Annotated in this window: 6 protein-coding genes; 5 read left to right on the top strand and 1 reads right to left on the bottom strand. The window is 38.1% G+C overall.

The genetic code is table 11. From position 1 onward, the window contains the following. The first annotated feature begins 11 nt into the window (after positions 1-11). From NOS7107_RS03575 to NOS7107_RS03555, 5 genes are all read left to right on the top strand, one after another. A complete protein-coding gene (locus NOS7107_RS03575; protein WP_015111623.1) occupies positions 12-1,526 on the top strand; it encodes a thioester reductase domain-containing protein in 1,515 nt (504 codons plus the stop codon). Between the two features lie 741 nt (positions 1,527-2,267). After that, positions 2,268-3,146, top strand: coding sequence for a hypothetical protein (locus NOS7107_RS03570; protein ID WP_015111622.1), 879 nt, complete (start codon positions 2,268-2,270; stop codon positions 3,144-3,146). A 117-nt stretch (positions 3,147-3,263) separates the two neighbouring features. Then, on the top strand, positions 3,264-3,902 hold the full coding sequence (locus NOS7107_RS03565; RefSeq protein WP_015111621.1) for a hypothetical protein: 639 nt from the start codon (positions 3,264-3,266) through the stop codon (positions 3,900-3,902). Positions 3,903-4,278: 376 nt separating this feature from the next. Continuing rightward, the gene (locus tag NOS7107_RS03560; protein ID WP_015111620.1) at positions 4,279-7,116 is read left to right on the top strand and encodes an ATP-binding protein; all 2,838 of its coding nucleotides are present in this window, start codon (positions 4,279-4,281) and stop codon (positions 7,114-7,116) included. Between the two features lie 47 nt (positions 7,117-7,163). Continuing rightward, positions 7,164-8,648, top strand: a complete 1,485-nt coding sequence (locus NOS7107_RS03555) for a response regulator (RefSeq protein ID WP_015111619.1) — start codon at positions 7,164-7,166, stop codon at positions 8,646-8,648. Here NOS7107_RS03555 and NOS7107_RS03550 read toward each other — a convergent pair. Next, positions 8,606-13,198: a CHAT domain-containing protein gene (locus NOS7107_RS03550; RefSeq protein ID WP_015111618.1), complete on the bottom strand. Its 4,593-nt coding sequence runs from the start codon at positions 13,196-13,198 to the stop codon at positions 8,606-8,608. The genes NOS7107_RS03555 and NOS7107_RS03550 overlap by 43 nt on opposite strands. Between the last annotated feature and the right edge of the window lie 20 nt (positions 13,199-13,218).

The following is a 13,218-nucleotide window of genomic DNA, read 5'->3' as shown; positions in this document are numbered from 1 at the left end:
AAGAGGTAACAATGTCTTATAGTGCAGCAGATATTCAAGTATGGATGGTGTCTCACTTGGCTGAGTTAGTGGGTGTAGAAACCGACGAAATTGATATCAATGAAAATCTAGAAAACTATGGTTTAGACTCAGCACAAGCCATGACTCTAGTTAGTAAATTAGAGGAATTGCTAGGTTTTCAACCATCTCCTTTGTTGTTGTGGCATTATCCCAATATTGCATCTTTGTCTCAGCGTTTAGCTGAAGAATTAGAAGAACAATCGGATGTGCAAGATACAGGGAGTGTCAAGCAAACAAGTGGAAATGCGATCGCCGAAATTCCCACTCTCGATTTACAAGCCGAAGTAGTCCTCGACCCGACAATTAATCCTGGTGGCGCTGTTTACACCCCTGTAGACAAACCCAAGAAAATCTTCTTAACAGGTTCCACAGGCTTTTTAGGCGCTTTCATCATCCGGGAACTGCTAGAACAAACCGATGCAGAACTTTACTGTTTAGTACGCGCCAGCAGCCTCGAAGATGGTAAAAACAAGCTGCAAAAGAACCTAGAACAGTATGCAATTGGAGAAACTGAGTTAAATCCCCGCATTATTCCCGTCATTGGTGATTTATCTCAACCACTGTTAGGGCTTGGAGGAGAATTATTCCAAGCTTTAGCCACCAACATTGACACTATTTATCACAGTGCTGCTTTATTAAACTACGTTTATCCTTACTCCGCACTGAAAACCGCTAACGTTTTAGGTACACAAGAAATATTGCGCTTGGCTTGTCAAATCAAAGTCAAGCCTGTACATTATGTTTCCAGTGTGGCTGTCTTTGAATCACCCTATTACGCTGGGAAGGTGGTCAAAGAAGATAATGACTTTAGTCACTGGGAAGGTATTTTCCTCGGTTATTCCCAAACAAAATGGGTAGCTGAGAAATTGGTGAAAATAGCCAGCGATCGCGGTTTACCTGTGACCATCCACAGACCCCCATTAATTGCCGGCGATAGTCAAACAGGTATCGGTAACACCCACGACTTCATCAATTTGATGGTCAAGGGTTGTCTACAAATGGGTAGCTTCCCCGATGTAGAATATATGTTGGATATGTCGCCTGTAGACTATGTAAGTAAAGCGATTGTTTATCTGTCGATGCAGCCAGAGTCAATCGGTAAAGCTTTCCACTTACAACATCCCCACCCTGTGACTTTAAAAGTATTAGTTGATTGGGTAAGTTCTTTTGGTTATCCAGTGCAAATGCTACCCTACGATGAATGGCAAGCAGAGTTAATTAAAAATGCTGCCTCTCCAGATAATCCTTTGTATACTTTGCGACCATTTTTGTTAGAACGCTGGTCGGAAGAACAATTAACAATTCCAGATTTGTATCTGCAAGCGAGAAGACCAACAATTAGCTGTGAAGCGACGGTGAAAGCACTAGCAGGTAGTTCTATTTCCTGTCCGCCAATCGATTCTAAGTTGTTTATAACTTACACAGCTTATTTAATCGAAAGCGGTTTTTTGAGTATTGCTTTGTAACATTTTGCTAAGAATTCAGCACCCAGTAGTCAGAAGTCAGAATTTAGAAGTATCTACAGGATTAGCAAATTAATTCATCAAATATTTCTCTTTATTCTTTAACCCTTCTGACTCCTGAATACTTACATATTTTGGCTGTTATGTATCGTAGCATTACATCAGTTTATGTTGGATATTTACAGTTAGAAATATATTTTAACAGTCAATTAAATTCATGAATAAATGTAATAATTAATCACATAATGGCTGAATAATTAGTGAAAAATACAAAACCCAGTTTGTCCTCCAGACTGGTTTTTTTGTACCTAATACTATATCAATAATACTGCTGTCTATTATCAAATTGATTTACGTTAAATCTTAATGTTAAGGATATCAATTCTTAATATTTTTGCTCACATAAAATTTATATGTTTTTAGTTTTCATTTATAGGTATGGTTCTGATTTAGAAATAATCATAAAAACTCCATGTTAATTTTCAGATATCAGGAACACGGCAGTATATTGAATATTTTTATATAAAGATTGAATAAAAATTGAGTAATTAAATTTAGTCTTGGTAATCTTTAGATGAATTTATTTGAAATAAGTTTGATTCTTGAAGTTGCAAATACTGAAATTGAGTATTTGTATCAAAAGCCGTTAGATCACTGATGTAAATCAAATTAGTCAAAAATTACATTAGTGTCAATATCAAAGTTGGCACAATTTTTGATATTGATCCTAAAGTGATTTAGTTTATGAAAATCTTCTCTGAGACTTTATTTCAACAAGCATTTGACTTTTCGGAACTAGAGCAGACAATAGCTTCTACAATTCGCTTGGCTATACGTAACCCAACTACATGGTATCTGTTCCTGCAATATTATATCTACTTCAATGGCTACGCATCTTCGGTAATTTCTAGACTGGCAAGTTCTGTTGCGATGTCTCGCTATTCATTTACCGATCCTGAAATGTTGGTAGTTGAAGAAGCTGATCGAGGATTCCAAATTTCGGCTGAGATTATGATTGCTGCATCTGATGAAGGAGCTTACAGTATTACACATCGGGAATTAGCTCAATTGATGCTGAGAACAGCAGGAGACTATGCAAAACTTTCCCCTGAAGAACGCAACCAATTTTCTGGGGTTCCAACTTGGTTGGATGAGATTGTAAAAGCTGTAGTGGCTGGCTACCAAGGAACACCTGGGGATGCGATTTCTTTAATTCGCGCCATCGGATTTCATGCGGCTTCGGAAATGTTGGGCGATCGCGAGTATGCACTATTGGATATGATTGTCCGTTATGAAAATCAAGGAGTCGGATTTGACCGCTACCTCAAAGAACAAACTACTCCTGTCTCCATCCGCGGACATCGCTACGATCCCTGGTGTTATGTCGTCATCCACGGTAAACATGAAGGTTCCGGTGCAGAAGCGAGACACTTTGACCATGTTTTAGAAGCTCTGAATATGGTAGTACGTTATCGCCCTGAATCAGAACAACAAATTTTGGAGTGGGTACTTGAAGGTTATCAAGCATTTGTAGACATACAACAGTCTTTATTCAGAGAAATTTATCGTGAATGTCTGCAATTGTTGGAGGATTCACAGACAGGTAACTTAGTTTCTGCATAACTAGCGATCGCTCCAGGGTGCAGATACCAAATAATTTTTTCTTTATGTTGATGTGGACATTTCCTCAAATTGCATCTACTACTTATTCATCAACTGAATAGAAACTAATCATAAATCATGTTTCATTGGCAAGAGGTCATTGGTGTAGTCGCAGGATTTCTCTCGTTCTTAGGCTTTCTACCCTACGTAGTCAGTATCTATCACAGAAAAACTCGTCCGAATAGAGTAACTTGGTGGATTTGGGCAATTGTCGGTTTCATTCTTTGCTGGAGCTATTATTCATCTGGTGCTATTAATACGATATGGGTTCCAGTTTGTTCAGCAATTGGTCATCTAATTATTGCCATACTTGCTATTAAATATGGTGAAGGTGGTTGGAATAGTTTTGATCGATGGTGTTTATTAACTGCTGGTATTAGTCTTGTACTCTGGTGGCAGTTTAGCTCTCCTATCATTGCCCTTGTCATTAATATCGGCATTGATTTTTTAGGTGCGTTACCCACAATGAGAAAATCCTACTATCAGCCACACACAGAAGATTTTTCTACATGGATAATATTTCTATTAGCACATACACTTAACCTTTTTGCTCTCAAAAACTGGTCTTTTGCTCTTTCAGCTTATCCATTATACTTATTTTGCTCAACTGCTACCATCTGTATCTTTCTTATGCTTCCTAAAATCCACAGCCAAATGACATCATCCAAACAAAGTAGAAGCAAAAAAATTAATAAAAACAAGACTTTTTTGTTTTAATCACTCATTGCAGGTAGTTAATAAAAACTCTAGTATTCTCAACTTCAAACTTAATTTATTAACCTTAGATCATATTTATTGATCAAGTAAATATTAAGTAGGGCGTGTTACGGCTATATCAAGATTTAGTAGTTTAAAAGAACTAAATTAGCCATAATGCACCGAGAGATATGCTGTATTAAGCATTGGCACAATACGATAATTTAAGCCTTACTTTATAAATTATTTCTTATAGCTGGCAAAGTATGAATATTTTTATAAACCCATAAAATCAGCTATGTAGTTCATATTTTATTTTTACGAAACTAGGTCTCATATCTTCTTTATTGCCTATTGCCTCACATAAATATCTTCAGTAGTCAAACTATATTTTTATATGTCATTCAAGCTGCTCACTAAACAGATTTATCACGACAGCAAAGCGCAAAAAATCTCATTACGTTTAATTCTTGTTGTTCCTTTTGTACTACAAGTTGTGACGGCCGTAGGTCTGACAGGATATCTATCATTACGTAATGGACAAAAAGCTGTTAATGAATTAGCCAGTCGATTACTGACAGAAGTAAGTGGACGCATAGACCAACACTTGGATAGTTATATGCACGTTCCCCAAAAGGTTGTTCTCCTTACCTCAGATGTGATTGACATGGGCTTGTTAGATTTAGAAAATAAACAACAATTGGGAAATTTTTTTTTGCGGCGACTGAAATCATTTGATATTGGTTATATTCTTTTGGGTTTTCAAACAGGTGATTACATTGCTGCTGGATATCTCTTTGGTGATCATCGCATTACTATTGATGAACTATCTTTTAAAAATAATCATAGCAGTAATCATTTATATAGTTGGGCAACCGACAATCAGGGTCAACGGACTAAGATTATTCAAGATAATGGAGGATTTATTGCTAAAAATGAGGGGTGGTATTCAGAAGCAGCAAAACAAGGTAAATCTGTTTGGAGTCCGGTTTATAACTGGTTAGTACCGCCGTTTAACTTATCTATTGCTGCTAGTCATCCTATTTATGACTCTAATCAAAAACTGCTTGGTGTTATTGCTGCTGAACAACGACTTTCACAGATTAGTGATTTTTTGAGACAGTTGAAAGTTAGCCAAACAGGGAGAACTTTTATTGTTGAACATAATGGTCTATTAATTGCTAGTTCGAGTTATGAAGAACCCTTCACAATCAAAAACCAAAAGCCTCAACGTCTTTCAGTATCAGATAGCAAAGATCCTCTAATTAAAGCAACGGCAAAATATTTGAATGAACATTTTAAAAATTTCGAGGAAATTCATGATTCTCAACAAATTTATTTTTTACTTCAGGGTAAACGTCAATTTGTCCAGATTACTCCTTGGCGGGATGATTGGGGACTTGATTGGCTGATGGTTGTTGTGATTCCTGAAGAAGACTTCATGGCTCAAATTAATGCTAATACTCATACAACAATTCTGCTGTGTTTGTTAGCTTTAGGACTGGCAATTATCTTAGGATTTTATACATCTGAATGGATCACGCAACCAATTCTACAATTGAGTCAAGCTTCCGAAGCGATCGCCAATGGTAAACTAGACCAAAAAGTACAAGAATTTCAGGTTAAAGAACTGAGGATTTTAGCACAATCATTTAATATGATGGCCACACAATTACGAGAATCTTTTACTGAATTATCTAAAACTAATGAAGAATTAGAAATTCGCGTTGAAGACCGCACAAAAGAACTCAGAAAAGCCAAGGAAAATGCTGATAGTGCCAATAAAGCTAAAAGCGAATTTCTCGCCAATATGAGCCATGAGCTACGTACACCACTCAATGGGATTTTAGGTTACGCTCAAATTCTCCAAGGATCAAAAACTCTCACAGAGAAAGAGCGCAAAGGTATCAATGTTATTAACCAGTGTGCATCTCATTTACTAACTCTGATTAATGATATTCTTGACCTTTCTAAAATTGAGGCACGAAAATTAGAACTACATCCTACGCAATTTCATTTTCTTTCTTTTCTTCAGGCTGTTGCTGAAATTTGTCTCATTAAAGCAGAACAAAAAGGTGTAGAGTTTATCCATCAATATGATCAAAATCTGCCAATGGCTATCGAAGCCGACGAAAAACGTCTGCGGCAAGTTTTGATTAATTTGTTAAGTAATGCTATTAAGTTTACAGATGCAGGTAAAGTAATTTTTAAAGTTCAATTAGTAAGGTCTGAAAATAATTTAATCACAAATGATGTAGATACACGATCTGATGTAAACACTTATAAAATTCGCTTTCAAATAGAAGATACTGGTATTGGTATAAAAAGTGAAGAATTAGAAAAAATATTTTTACCATTTGAGCAAGCTGGTAGCATTAAAAAGCAATCGGAAGGCACTGGCTTAGGTTTGTCAATCAGCCATAAGATATTAACTATCATGGGTGGGAATTTGGCAGTAGAAAGCGAAATAGGCAAGGGTAGTATCTTTTGGTTTGAGTTAGACATAGCAAAATCCCAGGAATGGATAAACATATCTAAAAACTCACCAACAAGTAAGATTATTGGTTATCAAGGAAGAAGACAAAAAATATTAATAGTAGATAATGTTGTGGAAAATCGCTCTGTGTTTGTTAGTCTATTGGAGGCATTTAGTTTTGAAGTAGCAGAGATAGGAAATGGACAAAATGCGTTAGCAAAAATTGTTGAATTTCAACCTGATTTAATTATTACTGGTGTTTGTATGCCTGTAATGGATGGATATGAGATGTTATATCATTTGCGAAAATCTACAGCACTTCAAAATATTAAGGTTGTAGTTTCCTCCGCTAGTGTATTTGATGATGATAAACAAAAAAGTTTTGCCGCAGGTGCAGATGACTTTTTGTCCAAACCTGTTCAATTATGTGAATTATTAGAAACTTTACAAAAACATTTAGAGTTGGAATGGATTTATGAAGAAAATAATTTAGATGCGATAGCCTCTGCTCATATAATAGGAAATAACAAACTAGATAAAGCCGAAATTATTCTTCCACCAATTGAGGAATTGAATCATTTAAAAGAATTAGCTTTAAAAGGTCGAATAAAAGCTATTCATAAACATTTAGAAAATATAGAAAAAATGGACGAAAGCTATGTTTTATTTGTGCAATATGTTAATCACTTAGCTCAAGGATTCCAAATGAAAGAAATTAGAAATTTTCTAGAAAAAATTTGTGATATGGATCATAGATAAATATTAATTAATCAATCAAAATTTAAATAATTATCAGGTAACGATTTGTGCAGACTCCAGAAACAAATTTAATCTTGATTGTAGATGATACCCCCACTAACTTAGAGGTACTTTCAGAAGCTCTGACTGATGCTGGTTTTGAAGTTGCAGTCGCAACTAGCGGAGAAAGTGCGATCGAACAAATTGAATACGATCCACCATACCTCATCTTGTTAGATATTATGATGCCCGGAATTGACGGATTTGAAACCTGCTACCGACTGAAGCAAAATCCACAGACAAAAGATATTCCCGTCATTTTTATGACGGCTTTGAGTGATACAGTCGATAAGGTTAAAGGTCTTTCTTTAGGTGCTGTAGATTATATTACCAAGCCGTTTCAGCAAGCCGAGGTATTAGCTCGTGTGCAAATTCATGTGAATTTGCGAAATTTGAATCTAGCACTAGCAGAAAAAAATCTGCGTCTTGAACAAGAAATCAAAGAACGGGCGATCGCTGAAGCAGCTTTACAACAGTTAACGCATAACTTAGAACAAAGGGTTTTGGAACGTACTCAAAAACTTGCGGATGCGCTTTGCACCTTGGAAAAAGCTCAAATTCAGCTTGTGCAATCAGAAAAACTAGCTACACTAGGTCAACTAGTGGCGGGTATAGCCCACGAAATTAATAATCCTGTGAACTTTATCCACGCCAATCTTTATTATGTCAGTCGCTATACCCAGAACTTGCTAGAACTATTAAAGCTTTATCAAAACCAGTTACCCAAAGCTACTCCAGAAATTCTCGCTAAATCCAAGGAAATAGATTTGCAATATTTGCTCGAAGACTTACCTAAAATTCTCTCTTCAATGGAAGTTGGAACTGAGAGAATTTGTGACATTATTAAGTCTTTGCGTAGCTTCTCGCGTCATGATGAAGCGGAAGTAAAAGTTGTAGATGTCCATGAAGGTATAGAAAGTACACTGATGATTCTCCGCCGACATCTTGAGGCAAAACCAGGTCAGCCGAAAATTCAGGTATTCAAAGAATATGGCAACTTACCGAAGGTGGAGTGTTATCCAGGAAAAATGAATCAGGTGTTTATGAATGTTTTGAGTAATGCCATTGATGCTTTAACAGAGGCTATGGACAATTATCCTAGTTATGTGCGATCGCCCATGATTCGGATTATGACTGAGGTGCTGGGAAGCGATCGCATTGCCATTAGAATTGCTGACAATGGACTGGGAATACCAGAAAATATTCAAAAACGAATTTTCGATCCTTTCTTTACAACGAAACCTGCTGGTAAAGGTACAGGGTTAGGAATGTCAATCAGTCATCAGATTATCACTGAACTACATTGCGGTAGTTTGCAGTGCATTTCTCAGCCGGGGAAAGGAGCAGAATTCGTAGTTGAAATCCCTATTCAGCAGCCACAGCTTTGTCACACAGGCGTAGTCAAGCAAAAATTTTTAAGTTCTCCAACGCAACTTGACCGTAAACCGGCTTACCAAGGATTACCAATCATGGTAAAAGCGGACCAGAAATAGGGATGAGTTAGGTTTTTGTCTCCGAGTTCTAGCAAGACAGGTGGTAGAGATAAATCACCATGAGAAGTTTTTAGTTTACCGTTTTCTAGGCGGACTTCTCCTTTGAGCATGGCTATTTGTGCTTGGCGGAGGGCTTCGGCTTTAATGGGGGCTTGTTTCAACTTTTCGTAAAACTCGGTCATTAAGCTAAATGTACCTTCATCGGAGACATACCATAAACTCGCCAATGCAGACTTAGCACCAGCTTGGACAGCAAAGCCAGCAAAACCTAGTTCTGCGTCTTCATCACCCAAGGCTGTACGACAAGCACTTAGTACAACTAGCTCTACAGATGGGTTATTCCAACCTAGTTGGCGCATTTGATCCATTCTTAGTTGGCTATCCCACAATTGAATATAAGAGTTACTGGGCGCACCTTTTCTAAATTCGCCGTGGGTGGCGAGGTGAACAATTCCGTACGGGATGTCTTGTCGTTGCGCTTTGAGATTTTTCAAGGTGAAGGCTTCATTTAAGAAGGCTTTACCAGGCCAAAGCTGCTCAATGGTTTTCAATTCTGTGGGGACTGCTGGTAATGGGTCTAGATTCATGAATTGAGATGCACCCATACCCAAAACTTTAGCTTTTTTAATATCGACATATTTTGTGTCTGTCAGGCTGAGACTCGGCATTAAACCAACGCTATAACGTTCTACCAAATATTGTTGACCATCATAAAGTGCGGCTACGGGCATAGCGCGTAATCCTGTATCCATGAGAAACACTAAATTATTGATTTCTCGTGCTTTGAGGTTAGATTCAATGGGTGCAATTAGCCAATTGTGTAGTTGTTGAGCAGGTTTGATATAGGTGCGACGTAGTGCTGGGTCTGTTACTGCACTGGTTAATTGACGACTAGCTGTAATAACTTGCGATCGCGTCACATTTGTTAATACTTGCCGAATTGGTTCACCTTTAGCTGTCACCACTACCAATTCCAGAACGTCGTTATCTTGACTAATAATCGGTAATTGGGCAGTAGGTTTGATAGTTGCAGGTACAAAGGAAACATAAATTAGGGCAGGTTTAGCACCTGTCGAAGATTCAATGTTAGTGAGAATCTCTTGCGCTTCCTTGATACCCTTAATTGGCTGTTTACCTTCTCCTAAGTATGTTCCCACCTGATCTGTAAATTTTTCATCAATTTGCGAAGAGGGATCTTTGATTACTTTTGGTGGTGGATCTACTATTGTAGGTGGTTTTTCAGGGATTGGATCATCAACATTTGGTTCTGAAACAACAGTTACATTAACTTGTTGCGGATTTGACTGAGAAACGCCATCGCTAGATCTAACTGTGAAAGCCGGAATGACACCTCTAGTATTTGCAGGTGGCGTATATACTAATACTGTACTAGAAGTTAGCACACTGCCGACAGTAACTGGTGTGCCATCTTGAAAAGTTAAAGTACCTGATGAAATGGCATCAAAAATTATAGTCAGGTTATCGTTATTAATATCACTAGTAATGGGATTTAAAGACCCAAATGTAAAAGTTATCGATTGATTGACTGCACCAGAAAACAGTGAATTTGCGGTGATAGTGGGTGGCGTGTTGATGGAAGTAAAATTAGCGCTGTTACCTGCATCTGTAACTGTGCCACCATTGGGTAAAACCGGAAATGAAGTACCAGTTGTTGGCGTATCATTCCTCACAATTCTTCCTGCTGTACCATTAGTAGCAGAATTACCAACAATAAATGGGACGTTATTTGGCCCACCATCATGTTGAATCGTAATTGAGCCTGAAACACCACTATTTAGACTAGTAGTGTTAATTGTATCAGTAGTAAAACCGCCTTCACCATCAGAAATAACACCTGTGCCTCTGACTAAGCCATAGGCTAAAATGTTAACATTCCCGCCTGTAGAAACACCGTCATCATCAGTACCTTGTGTATTAATACTATTAAAAGTAATATTTCTGCCAAACGTTCCACTAGTACCTGCTCTGAGTATGACTGAACCTGCTGTAGTAAAACTAGAAGTATCAATGTCACCAGTAATAATGCTACTGCCGGCAGTTAAATTTACATCACCAGATTGAGCGAAATCAGTGGTATCAATATTACCAGTGGTAATGTTACCACCAGCAGTTAAATCTACGTTGCCTATCGCACCGTTAGTGTTAGAAGTATCAATATCACTAGTGGTAATATTACCTGTGGCGCTAATAATTACAGGCCCACCATACAGACTAAATGAAATGTTACCTGTGACTACATTGCCTGGTAAAGATGGCCCGGTGGTTGTGTTGAGTCCGACTGGTGCAGTACCAAAATTCTGTTCTATTAAGCTACTCAAACCTGCTCTTAAAATCAAAGATGGCTGACTGGCTAAAAGTTGAGCATCTGTGGTACAAGTATTAGTGCTGCAAAAAGTAGCGAGAGCAATATCTTGGTTGGTAATAACAATATTGCCAGTGGTGATAGTACCAAGAGATTCTACTTTTAAAGATGGGCCAGTGTAGTTGCCAAAGGTAACATCTTGGGTAGAACTAACAATTGGGTCAACTAAACTGATAAAATCAGCACCTTTTCCTAGAGCGTTAAGAATAGAAAATTTACCACCGCTGGCAAAGTGCGCGTCTAAAGAAATCTTGCCATCACTAATTAAGGTGAAATTACCACCGCTGATAAAAGGTGTTGTGTCTAAGTGATTAATCGCAAAAATATCAATGCCTTGATTACCTTGAATAGTGAGTTTATTGCCAGCAATAGCCGAGAAATTTTTAGCAACACTATCACGAACTCTCACGGTATCTTTAGCAAGTAAATTTAAGTTGTTAGTGACGGAAAGTTGACTTTCTGGCAACGTTAAATTGTGGTTAGCGGCGAGGGTAATGTTTTTCCCATTGGCTTGAGTTACCACAACATCGCCATTCTCAATCTTCAAGCCAGAACCAGTTAACTGCACCTCACCATTTTCAAGCTGCAACCCGGAGACATTACTAACACCACCACCAGTCAACAATGCTGGTAAAGAATTCCCCGGCAAATTATTATTAGTTGCATTCAGCGGTTGAATTTCTAAGCTCAAAGGATTCCCCGCCATACTCAATTTGAGTAAGCTACTCCCAGGTACAGCAGCAATTGTGACGTTACCACCAGGCGCTGACAAAGTTCCTGTACTTACTACTGTGCCGCCAAATAAACTTAAATTATTCCCTGATGGCACTGCCAAATTACCTTGATTGAATATCGCACTAGCAACGCTGCTATCAAAGGCGAAACTATTAGGTGTGCCGATAAGTTGGTTGTAGTCGTTTGTTCCAACCGCATTTAACCAGTTATTATTACCAAAACCGAGGCGTGTGGCTGTGGTAGCTGTAAATAATGCTGGGACATTTAAACTAGAATTAGCACCAAAGATTATACCGGCTGGATTGATTAAATATAAGTTGGAATTTCCCCCACTAACGCGAATTAAGCCGTTAATTATTGATGCTTCGCCACCTGTGACTCTACCTAAGATGTTTTGAATTGATGGTTGCGATAAGAAGTTGGCTGTTTGGTTGGCATCAAGTCCAAATTTGCTGAAGCTGTGAAACAAATTGGCTTTGTCACTACTGAGACTACCGCCACTAATATTAATATTGTTGCCTTGGTGGTTAATAATTGTGCCTGTACCATCGTTGGTGGGGGTGATGTTCTGGGCTATGGCTGTTGTGGGTAGGAGGCATAATAGCAATGCTATGTTGCTTACTGCTAATGTTTTGATAGATTTTGGAAAAGTTTGTTTCTTAGCTTGGGAAATAGCAGTAAAATTTATTTTGCTGTCAGGAATGAGGGCTTTGTGTTGTAAGTCTGGTTTGTGATGCTGTCTGCGTTGTCTTGCTTTGAGAATTGCTAGTTGGGAGTTTTTGATTTGTTCTTGTTGTCGTTGCCGCGATATAGTTTCGGGATGAGTGCGATAGTAGTATAAAGGTTTGTATATATGCTCTACTTCTGCAACTTCAGAAAGTCTTAGACATAAATCGTAATCTTCTACCACTGCAAGTGACTCATCAATTCCTCCCACTAAATCCAACACTTCTCGACGAATTAGCCGAAAGTGAAATGTCATAAACCGATTTAACAGTGCTTCACGGCTATAGGGTACGAGACAACGATAACCATAGCTGAGGATTGTATTGTTTTCGTCAATATCTAAATAGTCGGTGTAAACCCAGCCAATATTGGGTTTGACATCTAAAACTGCGGCTGTTTCGGCTAGGGCTGTGGGTGCTAGTAAATCATCACTATCTACCCAACCGATATATCTACCACTAGTTTGAGCGATCGCAGCTTTTAAGGCTCTGGTTGCTCCAATATTATCTTGGCATGATATTACCCGCACACGGCGATCGCACTTTTCATACTCACGGGCAATTTCTAGGCTATTATCTGTAGAACCATCATCCCAAATCAGCAGTTCAAAGTCTTGTCGGGTTTGCGATAAAACACTTTCTATAGCTAATCTGAGATAATTCTCCCGATTGTAAACTGTGATGATTAAGGAAATTACTGGCGGCATAAAAATTAGATTTTTTTAAT

This window comes from Nostoc sp. PCC 7107, assembly GCF_000316625.1.
Classification (GTDB): Bacteria; Cyanobacteriota; Cyanobacteriia; order Cyanobacteriales; family Nostocaceae; genus Nostoc_B.
This window is presented reverse-complemented; position numbering and strand designations above follow the sequence as displayed.

Bases quoted from the DNA above. Each gene is read 5' to 3' on its own strand.
- NOS7107_RS03560 (WP_015111620.1), top strand. From the start codon at position 4,279: ATGTCATTCAAGCTGCTCACTAAACAGATTTATCACGACAGCAAAGCG.
- NOS7107_RS03565 (WP_015111621.1), top strand. From the start codon at position 3,264: ATGTTTCATTGGCAAGAGGTCATTGGTGTAGTCGCAGGATTTCTCTCG.
- NOS7107_RS03575 (WP_015111623.1), top strand. From the start codon at position 12: ATGTCTTATAGTGCAGCAGATATTCAAGTATGGATGGTGTCTCACTTG.
- NOS7107_RS03550 (WP_015111618.1), bottom strand. From the start codon at position 13,198: ATGCCGCCAGTAATTTCCTTAATCATCACAGTTTACAATCGGGAGAAT.
- NOS7107_RS03570 (WP_015111622.1), top strand. From the start codon at position 2,268: ATGAAAATCTTCTCTGAGACTTTATTTCAACAAGCATTTGACTTTTCG.